At 64.5% G+C, this 19843-nt stretch carries 22 protein-coding genes and 3 tRNA genes; 15 read left to right on the top strand and 10 right to left on the bottom strand.

Features of this window, described 5'->3' with window-relative positions:
• The 4 genes from CZ674_RS11045 to CZ674_RS11030 are packed head-to-tail and all read right to left on the bottom strand — an operon-like array spanning nt 1 to nt 4342.
• Nucleotides 1-699, bottom strand: coding sequence for a response regulator transcription factor (locus CZ674_RS11045; RefSeq protein ID WP_086992580.1), 699 nt, complete (start codon nt 697-699; stop codon nt 1-3).
• Between the two features lie 52 nt (nt 700-751).
• A complete protein-coding gene (locus tag CZ674_RS11040; RefSeq protein WP_086992607.1) occupies nt 752-2383 on the bottom strand; it encodes a DNA repair helicase XPB in 1632 nt (543 codons plus the stop codon).
• Nucleotides 2384-2394: 11 nt separating this feature from the next.
• Nucleotides 2395-4011 carry a helicase-associated domain-containing protein gene (locus CZ674_RS11035; protein ID WP_086992579.1) on the bottom strand — a complete coding sequence of 539 codons (1617 nt, stop codon included), beginning with the start codon at nt 4009-4011 and terminating at the stop codon, nt 2395-2397.
• 1 nt (nt 4012) lies between these two features.
• A complete protein-coding gene (locus CZ674_RS11030) occupies nt 4013-4342 on the bottom strand; it encodes a hypothetical protein (protein WP_086992578.1) in 330 nt (109 codons plus the stop codon).
• A gap of 63 nt (nt 4343-4405) precedes the next feature.
• On the opposite strand from CZ674_RS11030, the gene CZ674_RS11025 reads away from it, so the two are divergent.
• Complete coding sequence (locus tag CZ674_RS11025; RefSeq protein WP_086992577.1) at nt 4406-4789, top strand: cold-shock protein; 384 nt, start codon at nt 4406-4408, stop codon at nt 4787-4789.
• On the top strand, nt 4773-5420 hold the full coding sequence (locus CZ674_RS11020; RefSeq protein WP_159456971.1) for a DUF3027 domain-containing protein: 648 nt from the start codon (nt 4773-4775) through the stop codon (nt 5418-5420). The genes CZ674_RS11025 and CZ674_RS11020 overlap by 17 nt, the downstream gene beginning before the upstream one ends.
• A 15-nt stretch (nt 5421-5435) precedes the next feature.
• On the opposite strand, the gene serC is transcribed toward CZ674_RS11020, so the two are convergent.
• Nucleotides 5436-6539 (bottom strand): phosphoserine transaminase, encoded by a 1104-nt coding sequence (serC, locus tag CZ674_RS11015; protein ID WP_086992575.1) that lies wholly within the window; start codon nt 6537-6539, stop codon nt 5436-5438.
• Nucleotides 6540-6644: 105 nt separating this feature from the next.
• Between serC and CZ674_RS11010 the strand changes: the two genes are divergently transcribed.
• The 6 genes from CZ674_RS11010 to CZ674_RS10985 all read left to right on the top strand — a co-directional run bounded on the left by CZ674_RS11010 (nt 6645) and on the right by CZ674_RS10985 (nt 13000).
• Complete coding sequence (locus CZ674_RS11010) at nt 6645-7325, top strand: metal-dependent transcriptional regulator (protein WP_086992574.1); 681 nt, start codon at nt 6645-6647, stop codon at nt 7323-7325.
• 74 nt (nt 7326-7399) lie between these two features.
• Entirely contained in the window at nt 7400-8137 is a 738-nt protein-coding gene (locus tag CZ674_RS11005) for a C40 family peptidase (RefSeq protein ID WP_086992573.1), read from the top strand.
• A gap of 29 nt (nt 8138-8166) precedes the next feature.
• Entirely contained in the window at nt 8167-8916 is a 750-nt protein-coding gene (locus tag CZ674_RS11000; RefSeq protein ID WP_086992572.1) for an NlpC/P60 family protein, read from the top strand.
• A 30-nt stretch (nt 8917-8946) separates the two neighbouring features.
• Nucleotides 8947-9021: transfer RNA gene (locus CZ674_RS10995), tRNA-Arg, on the top strand.
• Nucleotides 9022-9117: 96 nt separating this feature from the next.
• Nucleotides 9118-12813, top strand: a complete 3696-nt coding sequence (locus tag CZ674_RS10990) for a DEAD/DEAH box helicase (protein ID WP_086992571.1) — start codon at nt 9118-9120, stop codon at nt 12811-12813.
• On the top strand, nt 12806-13000 hold the full coding sequence (locus CZ674_RS10985; RefSeq protein ID WP_086992570.1) for a hypothetical protein: 195 nt from the start codon (nt 12806-12808) through the stop codon (nt 12998-13000). Before CZ674_RS10990 ends, CZ674_RS10985 begins: the two co-directional genes overlap by 8 nt.
• 63 nt (nt 13001-13063) lie before the next feature.
• Here the strand turns inward: CZ674_RS10985 and mscL are convergent, their stop codons facing one another.
• The 3 genes from mscL to CZ674_RS10970 are packed head-to-tail and all read right to left on the bottom strand — an operon-like array spanning nt 13064 to nt 14335.
• The gene (gene mscL, locus CZ674_RS10980; protein ID WP_086992569.1) at nt 13064-13447 is read right to left on the bottom strand and encodes a large conductance mechanosensitive channel protein MscL; all 384 of its coding nucleotides are present in this window, start codon (nt 13445-13447) and stop codon (nt 13064-13066) included.
• Nucleotides 13448-13471: 24 nt separating this feature from the next.
• Entirely contained in the window at nt 13472-13750 is a 279-nt protein-coding gene (locus tag CZ674_RS10975) for an FmdB family zinc ribbon protein (protein ID WP_086992568.1), read from the bottom strand.
• 3 nt (nt 13751-13753) lie between these two features.
• Nucleotides 13754-14335 (bottom strand): 5-formyltetrahydrofolate cyclo-ligase, encoded by a 582-nt coding sequence (locus CZ674_RS10970; RefSeq protein WP_086992567.1) that lies wholly within the window; start codon nt 14333-14335, stop codon nt 13754-13756.
• Between the two features lie 34 nt (nt 14336-14369).
• Between CZ674_RS10970 and CZ674_RS10965 the strand changes: the two genes are divergently transcribed.
• On the top strand, nt 14370-15005 hold the full coding sequence (locus CZ674_RS10965) for a GNAT family N-acetyltransferase (protein WP_086992566.1): 636 nt from the start codon (nt 14370-14372) through the stop codon (nt 15003-15005).
• Nucleotides 15006-15084: 79 nt separating this feature from the next.
• Nucleotides 15085-16101, top strand: a complete 1017-nt coding sequence (locus CZ674_RS10960; RefSeq protein WP_143244727.1) for a hypothetical protein — start codon at nt 15085-15087, stop codon at nt 16099-16101.
• Nucleotides 16102-16110: 9 nt separating this feature from the next.
• Here CZ674_RS10960 and CZ674_RS10955 read toward each other — a convergent pair whose 3' ends face one another.
• Complete coding sequence (locus CZ674_RS10955; protein WP_159456970.1) at nt 16111-16338, bottom strand: amphi-Trp domain-containing protein; 228 nt, start codon at nt 16336-16338, stop codon at nt 16111-16113.
• Nucleotides 16339-16439: 101 nt separating this feature from the next.
• Here CZ674_RS10955 and CZ674_RS10950 point away from each other — a divergent pair.
• Nucleotides 16440-16515 (top strand) — tRNA-Ala (locus CZ674_RS10950).
• Nucleotides 16516-16607: 92 nt separating this feature from the next.
• Here CZ674_RS10950 and CZ674_RS14620 read toward each other — a convergent pair.
• Complete coding sequence (locus CZ674_RS14620) at nt 16608-16784, bottom strand: tyrosine-type recombinase/integrase (RefSeq protein WP_159456969.1); 177 nt, start codon at nt 16782-16784, stop codon at nt 16608-16610.
• Here CZ674_RS14620 and CZ674_RS10940 point away from each other — a divergent pair.
• The 4 genes from CZ674_RS10940 to CZ674_RS10930 all read left to right on the top strand — a co-directional run bounded on the left by CZ674_RS10940 (nt 16783) and on the right by CZ674_RS10930 (nt 19761).
• Nucleotides 16783-17736 (top strand): hypothetical protein, encoded by a 954-nt coding sequence (locus CZ674_RS10940; RefSeq protein WP_159456968.1) that lies wholly within the window; start codon nt 16783-16785, stop codon nt 17734-17736. The two genes, CZ674_RS14620 and CZ674_RS10940, sit on opposite strands and share 2 nt — an antisense overlap.
• Nucleotides 17737-17876: 140 nt before the next feature.
• Nucleotides 17877-18965, top strand: a complete 1089-nt coding sequence (locus CZ674_RS10935) for a hypothetical protein (RefSeq protein WP_143244725.1) — start codon at nt 17877-17879, stop codon at nt 18963-18965.
• Between the two features lie 130 nt (nt 18966-19095).
• Nucleotides 19096-19171, top strand: a tRNA-Ala gene (locus CZ674_RS14205).
• A gap of 242 nt (nt 19172-19413) precedes the next feature.
• Entirely contained in the window at nt 19414-19761 is a 348-nt protein-coding gene (locus tag CZ674_RS10930) for a peptidoglycan-binding domain-containing protein (RefSeq protein ID WP_086992560.1), read from the top strand.
• Nucleotides 19762-19843 lie beyond the last annotated feature (82 nt).

Genomic DNA, 19843 nt, shown 5'->3' with positions numbered 1-19843 from the left:
CTAGCTGTGCTTGGGGGTCTTCAGCATGTAGCCGAAGCCTCGCTTGGTGATGATCATGGGCTCTTGTGTCTTGCTGTCGATCTTGCGGCGGAGGTACGAGATGTACGACTCGACAATACCCACATCTCCGTTGAAGTCGTACTCCCACACGTGATCGAGGATCTGCGCCTTCGAGAGCACGCGGTTGCTGTTGAGCATCAGGTACCGCAGCAGCTTGAACTCGGTGGGGGAGAGCTCGATGGGGTCGCCGGCGCCCTCGACCTCGTGGGTGTCCTGGTTGAGCGTGAGCTGCCCGACCTGCAGGGCGACGTCGTCGGTCTCTGCCATCGTGCGTCGCAGGATCGCCTTGATGCGGGCGATGATCTCGTCAAGCGAGAACGGCTTCGTGACGTAGTCGTCGCCGCCGACCGTGAGGCCCGTGATCTTGTCTTCAGTGTCGTCTTTGGCAGTGAGGAACAGGATGGGCGAAGTGAAGTTCGAGGCGCGGAGGCGCTTGGTCACGCTGAAGCCGTTCATGTCGGGCAGCATGACATCGAGCAGGATGAGGTCGGGTTCGTCTTCGAGCACTGCGGAGATCGCCGGAGCGCCGGCGCCGACAGCACGGACGTCGTAGCCTGCGAAGCGGAGCGACGTGCTCAGCAGCTCGCGAATGTGGGGCTCGTCGTCGACTACAAGGATCTTGGGCTTCTCTTCGGTCATGACCCCATCCTCTGACAGTTGCCTGCGAGATTTCTGAGTGCCCCAAGAATAGTTACAGTGCGCTGGCGTCGATGATCTCGTACGAGTAGCCCTGTTCGGCCAGGAATCGCTGGCGTGAGAGGGCGAAGTCCTGGTCGACGGTGTCTCGTGTGACGAGTGCATAGAACTTGGCAGTCTGGCCGTTCGACTTCGGACGCAGCAGTCGCCCGAGGCGCTGTGCCTCCTCCTGGCGCGAGCCGAACGAGCCCGAGATCTGGATCGCGACGGAGGCCTCGGGCAGATCGACCGAGAAGTTCGCCACCTTCGAGACGACCAGCGTCTTGACGTTGCCGACCCTGAACTCTGCAAACAGCCGTTCGCGCTCTGAGTCGGGCGTCTGCCCGGTGATGAGCGGCACATCGAGCGCTTCGGCGATCTCTTCGAGCTGATCGATGTACTGGCCGATCACCAGGGTGAGCTCGCCCTCGTGCTTGGCCAGCACGCGCTTGGCCACATCGATCTTCGCGGGGCTCGACGCGGCGATGCGATACCGCTCGCGGTCGGTGCTCGCGGCGTACTGCAGGCGCTCGTCTTCGTCGATGTCGATGCGCACCTCGAAGCACTCGGCCGGAGAGATGAATCCCTGCTCTTCAATCTCTTTCCAGGGAGCGTCGTAGCGCTTGGGGCCGATGAGGCTGAACACGTCGCCCTCGTGGCCGTCTTCGCGCACGAGCGTCGCAGTGAGCCCGAGGCGACGGCGTGCCTGCAGATCTGCCGTGAGCTTGAACACCGGAGCAGGAAGCAGGTGCACCTCGTCATAGACGATGAGCCCCCAGTCGAGGGCGTTCAGCAGGCCGAGGTGCGTGTACTCGCCGCCGCGCTTCGCCGTGAGGATCTGGTAGGTCGCGATGGTGACCGGCTTGATCTCCTTGACGTGCCCCGAGTACTCGCCGATGTCGTCTTCGGTCAGCGACGTGCGGTTCAGCAGCTCGGTGCGCCACTGGCGGGCAGACACCGTGTTCGTGACCAGGATGAGCGTGGTGGTGTCGTTGGCGGCCATGGCCCCAGCGCCCACCAGGGTCTTTCCGGCGCCGCAGGGCAGGACGATGACACCCGACCCCGCATCCGTGAAGTGTGTGATCGCATCGCGCTGGTACTCGCGCAGGCTCCAGCTCTCTTCGTCGAGCTCGATGTCGAAGGGCGTGCCGGGAGTGAACCCGGCGTTGTCTTCGGCGGGCCAGCCGAGCTTCAGCAGCTCCTGCTTGAGTTCGCCGCGTGCCCAGTCGACGATGCGCACGGCCTTGGTGGCGGGCTCGATGGCGATGAGCGGCTGGATGCGCTTCGACGTGATGACCTCGCGAAGCACAGCGTCGTCGGAGGAGACGAGCACGAGGCCCTCGTCGTCGCGTTCGATCGTGAGCCGGCCGTATCGAGCCACGGTCTCGCGCAGGTCGGTCTCGACGCTGGTCGGCACGGGGAACTTCGCGTAGGAGCTGAGGGTTCCGAGCATCTCGTCGGCGGTGTGGCCGGCGGCGGATGCGTTCCAGAGGCCCAGCCGCGTGATGCGGTACGTGTGCACGTGTTCGGGCGCTCGCTCGAGCTCGGCGAAGACCGCGAGGGCCTGCCGAGCCGCCTTCGCATCGGGATGAGCCACTTCAAGCAGCACCGTGCGGTCGGACTGGACAATCAGGGGGCCGGGAATCACAGCGGTCAAGTCTACGCGTTCTGCAGCCCGGCGACTTCGACGATCGCTCTCAGCGGCAGCGTGCGCTCGAGATCGCGCTCGAGATCGCGTCCGCGCAGCCTGCCGTTCGACACCGAGAGCGGCACGAGCGTGGCGTGCTGCACCTGCGTGCCCGATGCCACCGTGACGCGCACAGGCATCTTGCCCTTGACAGCGGCGATCAGCTGCGCCTGCAGCCAGTCGGGCTGCATCGACGAGACTTCGACGCCCAGGCCGCGAAGCCGTTCGGTGAGGTTCGAGAGCGGGGCGCGGCCCGAGACCGTCGCGATGCGGCGCTCAGACACGACGGGAGCGCCTTCGGCATCGACGAGCAGGGCTGGGTAGCGCTCTTCGACGAGCTTGTCGAGCACGACATCGGAAGAGGACGCCGAGTGCAGCACGCCCTCTTCGATAGCGCGTCCGGTCGGCACTCGCAGCTCGATTGCGGTCAGTGCGCGATCGACCAGCAGCCGCTTGGCGGTGTCGCCGTCTGTGCGCACCGTGGCGGTCTCGCCCTCTGTGACCTGCACTGCTCCGAAGCGTCGCTCGGCGTCGCGCAGCAGGTACTCGACAGGCTGGGGGACTCCGGTCTGCGAGAGGCGGTGCAGCCGCTCGAGCAGCTCTTCTGCGGTGCGGCCGCGGGCCATGGCCGAATGCAGCGACGCGGGGGTGAGGCGCCAGGTCGAGGCCATGCCGCGTGCTTCTGAGACAGCCATCTCGGCGATGTCGCGTGCGGCGCTGTGGCTGAGCGGCCCGGGCGCCACGAGCGTCTGGTCTAGCTGCAGGTACACGTAGTCGATGGGAGCGGGGATGTGCTGGGCGATCTGCTCGGGCGAGACTGCGGTGATGCGTCCGTCGAGGGCGAGGCCGAGCAGCGTCGCGCGTTCGAGCAGGGCGCAGAACTGCTCGAGCGTCGCGGCGTCGGCGAGCGGAAGGGTCTGTTCGACGGATGGCGTCCCCTGGTCGAGGAAGGCGCACTCGCTGAGCGAGAGCTCGGCCAGGAACAGCTCGCGCAGCGCCTCCCAGCGCTGCTGCGGTGCCAGATCGAGCCAGGCGACACCGGTGTCGCTGGCGCAGAGCTCGCGATCGAGGGGCGCGATGAACCGATAGTGCAGGGCTGCGGCGAGCAGGCGCTCCCATTCGGCGATCTCGATGCCGAGCTCTGACGACCTGAACCGCAGCTCGGCAGCGAGGGGGATGCCCCTGCCCGAGAGCCGCACTGGCTGGTCAGCCATCGAGCTGACCGCGCCGCTCAGGCGCATGACCGACATCGCGGCCGCGTCGACAGCGGGCGATGTGTCTTCACGCTGCTCTGAGGCGTCGGGAGCGTGCAGTTCGAGCGAGGCAGGGATGCGCGCACGCAGCGCGTCGTCGGGGTGCAGTCCGCGCGCGGCGAGGGCAGGTGTGCCGTCGCCCGACCTGAGGGCTGCGAGGTCTGTCGCGGTGGTGCGCGAGAGCATGCGGTCGAGGGCTGCCGGCTCGTTCATCCACTTCGCGGCGGCTGCGAGCGTCGCTGTGTCTTGCGGAACCTGCCAGTCGCGAAGCACCGCGTCGAGGTCGGAGTCGCTGAGCTCTTGGAGCCAGGCCTCGATGATTGCGGCTGTTCGCACGTCAGCGCCTCTGCTTTGACTTCTGGCGGGCTGAGGAGACGACGATGAGCACCAGAGCTATCGCCGCGAGCGGAAGGCACAGGAACGGCAGGGCCGCAGAGTATTCGAACGCGAATGAGTCGAAGAACGCAACGCTGTCTGCGAACGCCGAGTACAGCAGAGTCATGGCGAAGCCCACGATGGTCAGGATGACGGCTGCGATGAGCACCCATGATGTGACCTGCTGAAAGCGGTCGTGGCCCGTCATGCCAGGCGACTCGGCCCCGGCCTCAGACGCCGGCTGCAGCGACGATGCCTGTGCTCGACGGTGCTGTGGACGTGGATCGGGCATTGTTCGAGACTACCAGTCGACCGGGTAGCCTTGACCTTCAGGAACAAGCAGAGAAGGAGCGCCATGCCCGTCGGTAAGGTGAAGTTCTACGACGAAGACAAGGGCTTCGGATTCATCGCCGGAGAAGACGGCGAAGAAGTCTTTCTGCACGCCTCGGCACTCGGCGAGGGCGTGACGGTGAAGCCCGGCAGTCGCGTCGAGTACGGCGTCGCAGACGGACGCCGAGGCAAAGCGGCCCTTTCGGTTCGCGTGCTCGAGCCGGCGAAGGTCTCGGCTGTGCGCGCTGCGCGCAGGCCGGTCGACGAGATGGCGATGATCGTCGAAGACCTCATCAAGGTGCTCGACACCGCCGGCAACGGCCTCCGCAAGGGGCACTACCCGAATGCCCAGTCCTCCCGCCAGATCTCGCAGCTTCTCAGAAAGGTCGCTGATGACCTCGACGCATGACTCCGGAGACGGCCTGGCCGTCGACGACTCGCAGCTCGACACCATGCCGCTCCTGCCCGAGCAGAAGGCAGATGCCGACGCGGCCGAGCCGCAGCCCGAGCAGGCAGAAGCCGCTGAGCCAGAGACGGCTCCGGCAGGTCCCGCCGCTGTGTTCGAGCCGGTTGCGGCCACGCCGACGCTGCAGCAGCTCCAGCTGTCGCAGCAGGCCCTCGACGAGATCGCTCCGGCAGGAGCGGTCCGCGAGGTGCACGACGCGCTCCAGATCGGCGAGCAGGTCGTTGCGATCCGGTACGCGTCCAACCTCGACGCATACCCCGACTGGCTCTGGACCGCATCGCTCGCGACTGTCGACCCCGAGAATCCGACCGTGCTCGAACTGGCGCTGCTGCCGACCGAGCCTTCGCTGCTCGCGCCCGCATGGGTGCCGTGGGCCGATCGCCTCGCCGACTACCTCGCAAGCCAGGAGGCTGACGAGGCAGACGAAGACTCGGATGACGACGACTCCGATGAGCACGATGACCACGACGACTTCGATGACGACGAGCACTTCGCGCCCGACGATCACGACGGCGACGACTCTGACGACGACGACACTGACGAGGCCGACGAATGGGAAGACGACGACAGCTAGGCCGTCAGCGCCCGGTCAGTTCGAGAGCGCCCAGTCGATTGCGCGTGTGAGCGTGCGCACGTCTTCTGTCTCGATGCCTGCGAACGTCGCGATGCGCAGCTGGTTGCGGCCGAGCTTGCGGTAGGGCTCGATGTCGAGGATGCCCGAGGCGCGCAGCGTCGATGCGATCGCGGCGGCGTCGACCGACTCGTCGAAGTCGATCGTCGCGACCACCTTCGAGCGGTCAGCGGGATTCGACACGAACGGCGTCGCGACGCTTGTGGCGTCGGCCCACGCGTAGAGCACGTCGCTCGAGGCCGTCGTGCGGGTGTCCATCGCCGCCAGCCCACCCTGCTCGAGCATCCAGCCGAGCTGCTCGTCGAGCATCAGCAGCGTCGCGACTGCGGGAGTGTTGAGCGTCTGGTTCTTGCGGCTGTTCGACACGACCTGCTGCAGCGACAGCGAGTCGGGAATGTAGCGTCCGGATGCGGCGACGCGCTCGATGCGCTCGATTGCGGCAGGCGAGGCTGCTGCGAGCCAGAGGCCTCCGTCGGAGCCGAAGTTCTTCTGCGGCGCGAAGTAGTAGACGTCGGCGGCCGAGGCGTCGAAGTCGATGCCGCCGGCGGCACTGGTTGCGTCGACGACCGTGAGTCCATCGCCGGATGCGCGCTCGACCGGGTGCATGACACCGGTGGACGTCTCGTTGTGGGGGTAGGCGACGACATCGACGCCGTCGACTGCCTCGAGTGCGGGGCGGGTGCCTGGCTCGCTCTTCGCGGTGCTCGGCTCGTCGAGCCAGGGAGCGGCAGCCGAGGCCGTCGCGAACTTGCCGCCGAACTCGCCGAAGACCTGGTGGTGCGAGCGGCGCTCGATGAGGCCGAAGACTGCGGCGTCCCAGAATGAGGTCGATCCGCCGTTGGCCAGCAGCACCTCATAGCCGTCGGGCAGCGAGAACAGCTGCGAGACGCGCTCGCGGACCGAGCCGACGAGATCCTTCACGCCGGCCTGCCGGTGGCTCGTGCCCATGGGGGAGCCGGGCATCGAGAGGCGGGCGATCTGCTCGGGGCGGACTTTCGAAGGGCCGCAGCCGAATCGGCCGTCTGTGGGAATCAGGTCTTGGGGCAGGATGGCTTCACTCACGTCTGCAATTGTATGTACAGGCGGCGGCACAGATATTGTTGTCGGAAGCGCGGCCGCAGGATTGCGGCAGAGCTGCGCGGCACAGAACAGGCAGGGAGGGGTGCGGTGACTGATCTCGTCGACACCACCGAGATGTATCTGCGCACCATCCTCGACCTCGAGGAGGAGCAGATCCTCCCTATGCGCGCCCGAATCTCAGAGCGGCTCGGCCACTCCGGCCCCACGGTCTCGCAGACGATCGCGCGCATGGAACGCGACGGACTCGTCGTGGTCGAGCCTGATCGCAGGCTTCGCCTGACGGAAGACGGGCGCGGCCTTGCTGTCCGCGTCTCGCGCAAGCACCGGCTCGCGGAGCGACTCCTCGCAGACGTCATCGGGCTCGAGTGGTCGCTCGTGCACGAAGAGGCCTGCCGCTGGGAGCACGTGATGAGCGAGCAGGTCGAGCGCCAGATCTTCGATCTGCTCGGCAAGCCGGTCGAGTCGCCGTACGGCACGCCGATTCCCGGCCTCGACGAACTCGGGGTCGAGACTGACGACAGCTTTCTCTCTGGAGTCGCTCGCGCATCCGAGACGATTGGCACCGCACGGGTCCGCAGGCTGGCCGAGCCGCTGCAGTTCGATGTCGAGGTGCTCCGCCTGCTCGAGGATGCGGGCATCATGCCAGGCGCGCTGGTCGAAGTCGACAGCGGCCCTGCGGGTGCGCGGGTGACGGGCCCCGAGGGAGTCGTCGATCTCGATGCAGACCTCGCGATTCACCTGTATCTGGCAGTCGACACGCAGGCGTAACCGCTTTGTGACAAATTGATAACGATGTCGTACACTCAGTAAGTCTGTCTACCAACTGGAGTCGAGCCACTTACATGACTGAAGAGAACCGCAGCACCGAGATCGTTCATGCAGCTGACGCACCCACGCGTCGCCAGAAGGTCGGCGGAGCATTCAAGCGCATCAGTGTCGCAGCACTCGCTGTAGGACTCGCAGGCGGCATCGCTCTGCCTGCTGTCGCTGGCAGCACCGGCATGCAGCAGGACTCATCGCTGGCTTCTTCATTTGCCGGCCAGGAGCAGAACTACGAGGTCAGCCCCGAGCTCGAGGCCGCCCTCGCACTCGTGCCCGACACGATCGATGCAACCTCGCGCGAAGAGCTCGAGGCAATGCAGGCACGCATCGAAGCAGATGCCAAGGCTGAAGAAGAGGAAGGCATCGAAGTCGACGAAGAGGCTCCTTCGAACGACGCGCCTCCCGTGTCAGACAATGCTGGCGGCATCGTCGGCATCGCACAGCAGTACCTCGGTGTTCCCTACGTCTTCGGCGGCAGCACGCCTGCCGGCTTCGACTGCTCGGGCTTCACCCAGTACGTCTATGCGCAGGTCGGCGTCAGCCTGCCGCGCATCGCAGGCGCTCAGGCGAGCGTCGGCACACCTGTCGGAATCGGCAGCGTCCAGCCCGGCGACTTGCTCGTCTGGGGCGGCCACACCGCGATCTACGTCGGCAACGACCAGGTCATTCACTCACCCTACGAAGGAACGACCGTGCGATACGAGTCGTTCTCTGGCATGATTGCCGCGATGGGAACCCCGCAGGCACGCCGCTTCTGAGGCCCTGCAAACGATTGGAATCACCGCTCATGAGCAACAGCACTGACTTGGTCCGCGTCGACCGCGAGACCGCCGAGACCCCCAAGCGCCGCTTCCTCGGAGCAGCAAAGAAGCTCGGCATCGTCGCAGTGGCTGCCGGCCTGGTCGGCGGCGTCACGCTTCCGGCTGTGGCCATGAACGACAGCGCGCAGTCGTCGCAGCTGCCGTCGATGTATTCGAGCCTCGGCCAGGGCGGCACTGCCGTCGAGGGCGAGACCGTGGTGTTCCCCGAAGACGCATTCGTCGCAACGACCGCTGCCGAGCTCGAGCAGCTGATCGCTGACGAAGAGGCTGCCGCCGAAGAAGAGGCGAAGCAGCAGGCTGCAGACGACGCAGCCGCAGATGACGCGGCAGACGACTCGTCTGACGACCAGGGTGCAGAAGACACCGGTCAGCACCAGTCGACCGGCGGCGGCAACCAGGCAGTCGTTCAGGCAGCGCTTGCGCAGCTGGGCGTGCAGCAGTGGTGCACGGAGCTCGTGCAGAAGGCCGTCGCTGCCAGCGGCACCTTCACCTGGACGGGCTACGCATCGCTCGGCCAGCTCCAGCAGGTGCCGATGTCACAGGCTCAGCCCGGCGACATCCTCTACTACGCTGACGGCGGCACAGGCCTCCACCACGTTGCGATCTACCTCGGTGACGGCAAGGCAGTCCACGGCGGCTGGGGCTCAGGCCTCACCACTGCTGTGTCGACGGCCTACGTGGGCAGCGGCCCCATCGCGTACAGCCTCGGCGGCTGACACGCGCCCGCGCGACCTGATAGCGCATCCGCCTCTGTAGCTCAATGGAAGAGCATCTCCGTCCTAAGGAGCTGGTTGGGAGTTCGAGTCTCTCCAGGGGCACCACTTCATCATTCCCCGATGCGTTGCAATTCGCTGTCAATTTGCGCGAACGCGGCGGGCTGAACGGCCACTTCGCACATGCGCATATAGCCTGGGCGCGTGCATCCTGAAGACGACGAGAACCGCGAGGACCAGCCAGTGGCTGAGCGCGACGAGACAGTGACCGCCGACGAGGCCGCGCTGCCAGCCGATGATGCCCTTCCTGACGCTGTCGAATCCGGCTGGGGCGCATGGCGCAGCGAGCTCGCTGACGTGGGCGGCCGCTCTTCGCTGCTGCGCTTCATCGACACCTCGGCGACACGCATCGAGCTCTCGGCGACGCACCCCGGCGGCCTCGCCCAGTTCATCATCGGAAAGCCGACGCTGCTGTCGAACCTGATCCGAGACGACCTGGCCCTGCGCGCTGCCCGCGGCGCCGCATCCGCCATTCTGTCGAAGGGCGTCGAGCTTGCGACCGCGCGCTCGATCGATGCCGTGCACCTGGCCGTGGGCCTCGCCACGATGCCGTCTGAGCCACTCGACGTGCAGGCGCCGGTGCTGCTGCGGCCGCTGGTGATCCGTCGTCGCGGACGCGACTTCGAGCTGCAGCTGCAGGGCAAGTCCTTCGTGAACCCCGCGCTGTCTCGCCTGCTGCGCGACGACTTCGGCGTTGAGCTCGACGAAGAGCACCTCGCATCGCTCGCCGACGACGGAGGCGGGTTCTCGCCGAACCCGGTGCTTGACAGCCTGCGGCTCTCGGCAGCGCATGTTCCCGGCTTCGACCTCTCGCCGCGGGTGCTCGTCTCGGTGTTCGCCGAGGTCGCGACGCCCATGCTCGACGACCTGACGTCGGCCTCGCATCCTGTCCTCGACGCGGTCGCAGGCGACGAGATCGCTGTGTCGCTCCTTCGCGATGCGCGCACCGAGCCCGACTACGTGCCGCAGGACGAGCGTGCACCTGAGACCGACCGCCTGGTGCTCGAAGCAGACGCTGAGTCAGAGCGCGTCATCGCAGAAGCGCTCTCGGGCAATTCTGTCACGGTCAACGCGCGTCCCGGAACGGGTGCCACGCAGACGATCGTCAACCTCATCGGCGCCCTTGTGGCAGACGACCGGCGCGTGCTCGTCGTGAGCCCGCGGCGTGCGACCAGCGCTGCGATTATCGATCGTCTCGCTGTTGCGGGCCTGCCCGGACTCGCTGTCTCGGAGCGCAGCCTGCGTCGCGACCTGATCGCGTCGATCCGTCGCTCAGAGCGTGCGACAGACCCGGATGTCGCAGACGTCGACGATGCGCTGATCCGCCTGCGCAAGGTGCTCGGCGACTACCGCGTCTCGCTGCGTCGTGTCGACTCCGAGCTGCAGGTGTCGGTCGTCGACTGCCTCGGCGAGCTCTCGAAGCTCGCGGCGCTCCCGAACCCGCCGCAGACGCAGGCACGCCTGTCGCGCGAGAGCATCGTGAAGCTCGCCGACAAGCGGCCGAGTGCTGCGCGGACGCTCGCGACAGCCGCTGAGCTGGGTGAGTTCCAGTACGGCTCGGGCGATACCCCGTGGCACGGTGCCGACTTCGACACCGACGGCGACGCAGAGCTGGCGTTCGAGGATGCGCAGACGCTCGCGGGCGACGGCTCTGACGAGAATCAGGGCGAGCTGACTGAGCTTCGCGAAGAGGCCGAGCGAGTCCTCGGTGCGACCAAGGTGCAGCAGTTCGAGACCTTCGAACAGCTCGGCGACCAGATCGAGCTGCTGGCCGACATCCGCGAGAGCCTCGAGGTGTTCCACCCGTCGATCTTCGACCGGCCGCTCGGCGAGCTCGTGACGGCGACCGGCTCGCGTCGGGATGCGAATGCGGCCCTCGGCGGCCTGCAGCGCAGACGACTGAAGAAGCATGCCCTCGAGTATGTGCGCCCCGGTGCTCGCATCGCCGACCTGCACAATGCGCTCGTGCGCGTGCAGCGTCAGCGCAAGCACTGGAATGCGATGACGCCCGACGGTGCGGTTCCGAGCATTCCCGCTGGCCTCTCGAGCCTCGAGGAGACCTACGGACGCGTTCGCGGACGCCTCGAGCGCATCGGCGATGCCCTGAAGAGCGACTACCGCGATGCGATTGCGATGAGCCTCGATGACCTCGCAGCCTGGGTCGAGTCGCTTGCTGCGAACTCTGACGCCCTCACGAACATCCGTGAGCGGTCGCGTCTCATCAAGTCGCTCGCAGAGCTCGAGCTCGACCCGCTGTACCGTGACCTCGCAGACCGCAAGGTCGACGTCGCCCAGATCGAGCCTGAGCTCGAGCTCGCATGGTGGCAGTCGGCGCTTGAGGTGCTGATCTCGTCGCAGCGTGCGCTGCTGCGCGGCAACACCCAGGTGCTCTCGCGTCTCGAGAATGACTTCGCGCTCGTCGATCAGACGCACGCTGAGGCTTCGAGCGGCAAGCTCGCATGGCAGCTGGGGGAGCAGTGGCGACTCGGCATTCGCGACTGGCCCGACGAGGCTCGGGCGCTGCGCTCGATGCTCAAGGCAGGGGCCGTCGACTCTGACGAGCTCGCCGAGGCCGCGCCGCATCTGCTGCGTCCTCTGGCGCCCGTCTGGCTCACGTCGCCCTACCGGGTGCACGAGATCTCGCAGAATGTGCCGTTCGACTGCGTCATCCTGGCCGATGCCGGGGCTGTGACGGTCGCTGAGGTTGCAGGAGCCGTCGCACGTGCTCCGCAGGTCATCGCCGTCGGCGACCCCGTCACGCAGGCTCCGAGCACGTTCTCGGTGGGGATTGCCACCACGGGCCTGAAGGCCGGCTCGGATGCCGACACGCTCGGTGATGAGTCTGCGCTGTCGCGTCTCATGCAGCTGTTGCCTACCCTCGAGCTCACACGCACGTTCCGCACTGGCGGTCATGATCTGCTCGAAGCGGTCAGCGATCGCTTCTACGACAGCACTATTCGTTCGCTGCCCTGGGCCGGAACATATCTCGGCCATCCGTCGATCACCGTGCAGACGGTCGACAACGCGTGGGGCCTGCCGAAGCCGGGGGCTGCCGAGATCGAGTCTCCGGATGCCGAGATCGACCGAGTGCTGCAGCTGGTGACCCAGCACGCGCGCCAGCGACCCAACGAGTCGCTCATGGTCGTGACCGGCAACGAACGTCACGAGACGCGTCTGCAGCAGGCGCTCGTGCAGGAGCTTGCGCAGAACCCGCCGCTTGCAGACTTCGTGTCGACTGACACCGACGAGCCGTTCGTCATCGCTGACCTGACACACGCAATGGCACTCTCGCGTGACCGAGTCATCTTCTCTGTCGGCTACGGCCGTTCGAAGTACAGCAAGAATGTCGACTTCGGTGCGCTCGGCCGCGAGGGCGGCGAGCGGCTGCTGGCCATCGCGATGACGCGTGCTCGCAAGGCGCTCACGATCGTGACGTCGTTCGATGCTGCAGAGCTCGACCCTGATTCGGTCGAGTTCGGTGCCGAGCAGCTGCGCGAGGTGCTGCTCGATGCGGCGACGCCCAAGCTCGCTCAGGAGCCTTCGGTTGCAGATCCGCTCATGCATGATCTGGCGGGCCGTCTCGAGATGATGGGGCTCAACGTGGGCCTCGGCTACGGCGGGCTTCCGCTCGTGGCATCGAACGGTGGCGTGTGCGCGGCAGTGCTGAGCGATCACGAAGAGAGCGACGATTCGCTGCGGCACCAGCTGCGTGTCGAGCCTGATCAGCTGCGCAGGCTCGGGTGGCACACGGTGCGCGTGCACGCGTTCGAGCTGTTCACCGACCCGGATGCGGTGGCTGCGCGAGTCGCCGAGACTGTCGGCATCGAATCCCATGGCTGAGCGGCGCGAGGGCGAAGGCGCCTCTGAAGTTGCTCCGCGCATCCGCAAGACTGGTCGGCGAGTGACGACCGAGCCTGTCGAAGGCTACATCGGTGAGCCCCCTGCCGACTCGGGTGACGGCAAGCGTCAGAGTGCCGGTGAGAACGATGCACGCCTGATCGGCGACAAGCCGCCGCACTGGGGCTGATCTGCTGCAGGACAAGCGAAGAGGGAGGAAGCCGCGGCTTCCTCCCTCTGTCGTTGCAGCTGCTTAGAGCTTGCCGCCCTGCTGAGCCTTGAGCAGCTCGCGGATGTCGGCGAGGATCTGCTCCTGCGACTCGGGGTCTTCTGCCGGGACGATGCCCTTGCGGCGGTCGGACGCTTCGCGCATCTTCTGGATCGGCAGCACGAGCACGAAGTACACGATGGCTGCGACCAGGATGAAGCGGATGACTGCTGCGATGACGAGGCCGATCAGGATCGGGCCGGCGGTGACCTCAGCGATGTTGTCGAAGCCGCCAGCTGCGGCGATCAGAGGCTCGACGACGCCTGTGACGAAGGCGTCGACGATTGCGGCGAAGGCACCGCCGATGACGACTGCAACGGCAAGGTCGATGACATTGCCCTGCATGATGAATGCTTTGAAGCCCTTCATGGGTTTCCTTTCATTGGGGCCGCCTCAGGAGGTTGAACCAGTCTGTTGTGCAGTGGCGGGAGCCGCAGCTGGGGGTGCCGATTGTGTCGGCGCCTTCGTTGCGGAACCCTGGGATGAGGTTGGTGAGGAACGGGAGTCTGTCCTGTAGAAGCCGGAGCCGTTGAACGTGACACCGACAGCACCGAACTGCTTGCGCAGACGGCCTCCGCAGGATTCGCACACGGTCAGAGACTCGTCTGTGAACTCCTGGCGGATGTCGAAAGCGTTGCCGCAGTCGCGGCAGGCGTAAGCGTACACGGGCATGGTCTACTCGATTCTGTGAATTCCGGATGGCGTCACGACGCCATCAACACTGTAATCATGCGGCTCGCTCGGCACGCTCTCGAGGAGCTCTGTGTCGTACACGACTGCGTAGGTCGGGGGCAGGTTCTCCATTGAGCCGAGCAGCTTGTCGAAGTAGCCTCGGCCCCAGCCCATGCGCATGCCCTCTGCGTCTGCGGCGGATGCGGGCAGGATGATCAGGTCGACATCGTCGATCGCATTCGGCGGCAGCACCTCGCCAGCCGGTTCGGGCACGCCGTAGGGGCCCTGCACTTCGCTTTCGTCGAACTCAGCCCAGTCCATGAGGCCGTCGATGCGGCTGATCGGCAGCAGTACCTGTACACCGTGGTTGCGGGCCCAGACGAGGAAGCCGCGGGTGTCGGGCTCGTCAGGCGTCGAGAGGTAGGCGGCGACCTTCTTGGCGTCGAGTTCGGCTGCGAGCGAGATCAGGTGCTCGGTGAACTTCGGCGCTTCGGCCAGAGCGCCCTCGGTGCCGCGCTGGCGGCGTTCTGTGCGAATCTGGGCGCGCAGCTGTTCCTTCTCTGAAGCAGTCTCGCTGTGGCTCATGGTCGCAATACTACGGTGCCTCTAGGCTCGTAGCATGTTCGACATCGCGCCTCGGCTGCAAAGCGGCGCCATTGCACTCCGGCCGATTCGCCTTCGTGATGCACGTGCACTGGAGCGAGAGCTTTCAGACAACCGCCAGTGGCTGCAGCAGTGGGAAGCCCACATGCCGGGCACCAGGCCGCCGAGTGCGATTGACGGCAAGGCGACGATCAGAGGCTTGCTCGAAGGTGCCCGTGCCGGCACAGGGCTGCCGTTTGCGATCGAGGTCGACGGTGAGTTTGCCGGTCAGCTGAATGTCTCGAGCATAACGTGGGGTGCTCTGCAGAGTGCGACGCTGGGCTACTGGATCGCAGAGCGCTTTGCCGGCAGGGGAGCCACGCCCACTGCAACGGCACTCGCCACCGACTACTGCCTCTTCGAACTGGGCCTGCATCGCATGGAGGTCTGCATCCGTCCCGAGAACAAGCCGTCGCTGCGCATTGTCGAGAAGCTCGGCTTTCGGTTCGAGGGAATCCGCCGTCGCTACATCTACATCGACAGCGACTGGCGAGACCACCTGTGCTTTGCGCTTGTGCGTGAAGAGCTTGCCGAGCCGGTGCTGCAGCGGTGGCAGGCGGGTCGGGTTCCTCAGCTGCCGGAGGACTCGCGGCCGCCTACCATCCACCCCTGACACAACTTTTTCAGATCGTTCGCGGCGTTCGCGGTGCGCCTCGGGCGTTCATGCGAAGATGGTCGTTACCGTTCTGCTCATGGAGTTCACAGCGGGCATGGGCACGACAGCCGTGTTCGTGCTGGCGGCGCTCGTCTGGCTTGCGTATCTGATTCCCGTGTGGTCGAAGCAGCGAGAGGTTCGGGCTGCTGAGCTCGAGGCGACTCGGCTGCAGCACACGCTGCGAGCACTGACCGAGACCACAGAACTCAGTGAAGCCGTCGCATTCGATGTGCGGGCCAGAGACATTGCTCGGCAGCGCAAGCTGCTGGAGCGCGAAGTGCGTCTTCGTGAAGCGCAGAAGCACCGCGAGGCGGTAGCGAAGGCGCGCGAGATCGATGCGCAGATCAGAAGGATTGAACAGGAGGTCAAGGTGGTTGTTCAGAGCTCGACTACCCGTCAGGCGCGGCTGCGCCGCACCAAGCTGGCATGCACGATCACGGGTCTGGTCGCACTTGCGGCAGCCGTCGTCGGCCTCGCTGTTCCGGGCCTCTGGGCGCTGACGCTTGCAGCAGTACTGCTGCTTGCCGTTGCAGTGTCGGGACTCGTCATGGTGAATCGCTCGGCGAAGCAGATCGCGCTGGTCTCCAGTGCCGCACGCGAGCAGACCGAAGCGGTGCTTCGCGAGTCTGCTGTGCAGCAGCCTGTTGCCGACGACCAGGCGGCGCACCAGCTGCAGCAGTCGTCGCTGCCGACCGAAGAGCACATGCGCTCACGGTCGTGGACGCCCCAGGATGTGCCTGAGCAGCGCACGACGGCGCCGTCGCGCGAGGAGTACCAGGAGCTCATGGCAGAGCGCATTCGTGAGGCGCTGCGTCGTGAGGGAGCTGCTGCCAAGACGTCGGCTGCTTCGGAGGAGAGCTTTGCAGAGCTCGTGGGCTTCGACGCAGAAGGCGACCAGGTCGACACTGCTGAGCAGCGTCGGGTCAAGGCTGAAGACGCCAAGGTCGCTGACGGTCGCACGGTTGCGCCGTCACTCAGCGAGGCTGCGGCAGAGGGTGCTGACACCGATGCTGTCTTCGACGTGCACGCTGCGTTCTCGCGTCGCGTCGGCTGAGAGCCGCTGTTACCAGCTGATCGAGATCTCGATCTCGTTCTTGTCAGCTGACTCGACTTCGACCTCGTACTCGAACGTCACCTGATCAGCGACGCGCACGGTCACGTCGCGGCCGTGTGCGAGCAGGCTGATCTCGTTGTGCTTCTCGAGCTGGTCGGCGATCTCGCGCAGGCGCTTTGCTGCAGCTTCGCGTGACATCGTCTGCTCGGACTCGTGCTCAAAGATCTCTTCGCTCATGACAGCATTCAAGCCGACTTCTGTTGCATGCAGGTGAACGGATGCGCGGGTGCAGCCAGTTTCGCGCATCCGCCTTTCGAGGAGTAACGTGTTTCTCGCTGGGGCCCATGGCGCAGTTGGTAGCGCGTCTCGTTCGCAATGAGAAGGTCGGGGGTTCGATTCCCCCTGGGTCCACCAACACGAAAACAGCCCCTGACCGGACGTTTTATGCGTCCAAGTCAGGGGCTTCTTTCGTGCTCTCAGCGCGTGAACTGCACCTTATCTGCACCCTATGGGGTCAGTAACGCGTCTTGGTCGAGGTGGAGGTGCTGCTGTGTTGTTGACATCGGTGCGTGGCCAAGGAACATTTGCACGGCTCGGAGGTCGCGGGTCGCGAGGTAGGCTGCGGTCGCGCCAGCGTGCCGGAGAGCGTGGTGCTTTGTCGTCTCTCCGGTTCGCTGGCGCATGAAACTTCTGCGGTCCATCTCAGCATCACTGAACTTCCGCATTGCTCTGATCATCGTTTCGTTCGAGCTTCCGGATGGACACGGATTTCGAGCAGGTTCGAGGGCTAAATCACTCGTTAAGAAAATGAAGCTTGCACAACTGATCCTTGCAGGTGATACTGGAATCGACTCATTCTTGCTGGGTCGAACAATTCACTCAACGGAGAGGTGTATACCCATTAAACACGCGGCCCTTCGCTTTGGAGCCCTGATGCTCGCTGTCACGACTGTGTCTCTTGGCGGCCCCCTGCCCGCCTCCGCTGCTCCCACCGAAGACAAACTGTCAACTCTCTTGAGCTTCAATCCGGGCTCAACGGAATCTGAGGTTATGGACACACTTCTCCTGCAAGCGCACGAGGAAGGATCCACCATCGAAGCAGTGCTAGATGAGGCTTACCAAGAAGTAGTTGATGCATACGGACCTGGCGTCAACGCCAATTACAGCGTCATGTCCGGCTCCATAGTCATGGACAAGTCCCTGACCGTAGCTCAACGGAAGGGCGACGTGTTCTACTCGGACTCGAACAAATACGTTGTCAATCATGGCCACACTGGCATCTACTCGGGAACTCACACTATTACCGAAGCGCCCGGGCACGGCTGGCAGAGCCGCAACACGAACTACAAAAACGTTGCCGTGGCATCTGGCGCGGTCATGATGCGCGTCGAGACATCACAGACGAAGCGGAACGCGGCCGGCCACTATGCGTATCACTCCCTGAAAGGAAAGAACTACGATTCAAATTTCTGGAACAGCCGCAAGTCCAACTGGACAGACATGAACTGTTCCAAGCTCGTCTGGGCTGCATACTGGAAGCAGAATATCGACATCGACGCCAATAAAGGGTATGGCGTGTACCCAATTGACATTAAGAACTCGAAATTGACCGTCACATACAAAACAATTCGATGACTCATCGATCTGTGGATCGAAAACGTCGCCGTAACTCCGCCAGAATCGCTCTTACTACTGCGTGTACCCTCACAGTTGGCTCCCTCCTGAGCAGCTGCGTGGTACCAGAGCCGCCTACGCCAGAACTCGATGAACTGCAGTTGGGCGACACTGTCGTCGCCCTGGCCCTGAGCCCACGAGCGGATGGCGTGGCTGCCGACCAAAGCGGCTACGTCGTTCTGGTGCAGCCGGACGGCAGCATCGAGGTAATCGAGACGTCAGGGATGGAGAATGCCCAGCTCGACTGGACCGCCGACGGCCTCATTTTTGCCGACACCCAGTACGACTACTTCCTCGCCGACTCGCTCACGCGCATCCCGAGCCCGAAGACGAACTTCCAGGAGGGGTTGTTTGGGATGCGCTCGAGCGATGGTCAGCCGACAATAGTCGGTGTTTACAATCAGGGACAAGGCGAGGATCAGTTCGAGTACGTGAACGAAACCGTGGTCAGCACTGCTGACAGCGCGGATCACAGTGAAATCGAAGGAGCCTACTTTCTCGTCGGCCGCTGCGACGATCGTGTCGCCGGCGTTGGGCAGACGTCCGGTGAGTACCTGCAGGGTGAGTACCGATCAGACGACTGGTTCGAGCGCACCCACATGCTGGCATGGCTCACTGGCACTGACGATGGGCAAGAAGACGTGGTGAGCGTCAAGGTTGGGCCCGTATCCGGAATCGCCGCGGATGATGCTCCGTGCGTGGACAACACGCTGTTCTACCTCGCGGAATTCACGGATGCAGGCGGTGGCCCCGACCTCGCCCTGCACGCATGGAACCTCGATTCTGGTGAGCGACAGGAGTTGCCTATCCGCGACGAATCAGGACTGGCGTTGAATGATCAAGAGGCGCTTCCATACTCGCAATACGGCTCAAGCTCAATTCGCAACGGAAACCTGGAGTGGATGGATGGGGTCGGCCGCGTTTGGCAGACAAGCCTTGAGAGTGGGGTCACGACGATGCTCTTTCAAGTGGAGATGGAGCCGTTGACGAGGTGGACGCTCGTTGAGTTCAGCGAAAGCAATCTGCTCGTGGTTCGCAACGACAATGATGGCGAGAAGCTCGAACTCATCACCGTCGACCGCAATACAGGGAAAGAACTCGAGAGCATCGAGATTGATGACTGGGTCTTCGATCAGATGGCCAGCAACATTGTGCACCTGTACAGCATCGCTGTGCCGCCCGGAGTCTGACGACCGGCTTCGAACAGACAACTTTCCGTTGACGGCGCTGCACCCTATTCTGCACCTTATATTTCATTCGCTGGCGCTCGACGGGATTCCACCGGCATGCAGATTCCGCGCTATGACTGGGAAGTGGCCTGACCCGCATCGACCGGCTTACGCCCTGCGTCTCGTTCGCAATGAGAAGGTCGGGGGTTCGATTCCCCCTGGGTCCACTCGGTGTTTCTGAAGATGCAGATCCCGGACATTCTCCACGAGAACAGTCCACTGGACTGTTCTCCCTGGGTCCACCAACACGAAACAAGCCCCTGACCGGACGTTTTATGCGTTCAGGTCAGGGGCTTCTTTCGTGCTTCAGAAGCGTACCCTGCCACAATCTGTCAGCTGCTGTCGGGTGAATGCGTCCAGCCTTGATCAGTAGCGTGTCGCCTGGTTCCACGGCGAAAGGAATGAACCGATGAAAGCGAAAGCGATTCTCCGCACGGCCCTCGTAGCGACGGCAGTCACAGGCCTCGCGTTCACCAGCATGGGGCCGGCTCCAGCCGCACAGGCGTCAGTCGCCACATGTCAGAACGTCGACACCAGCATGAAGAAGAAGCTCCGCGTTGGTGACTCTGGCATGTCTGTGATGCTTCTCCAATGCGTTTTGCAGGACCTGAACTTCATTGTCGAGGTCGACGGCAAGTTTGGCCCGAAGACGCTCGGCGCGGTCAAGACGATGCAGGCCTGGAATGGGCTCTCGATCGACGGTGTCGTCGGAGCGCAGACGTGGCGGCTGCTGCTCGCGAAGTCTGACCGCTACTGAGGCGCGCTGCGTTCCGAAACGCTGGGAAATCGGCATGTGAGGCTGAGATGCTGGCGGAAAACCAGCATCTGGGGCGCGGGCC

Source organism: Agrococcus casei LMG 22410 (assembly GCF_900163565.1).
GTDB classification, from domain to species: Bacteria; Actinomycetota; Actinomycetes; order Actinomycetales; family Microbacteriaceae; genus Agrococcus; species Agrococcus casei.
This window is presented reverse-complemented; position numbering and strand designations above follow the sequence as displayed.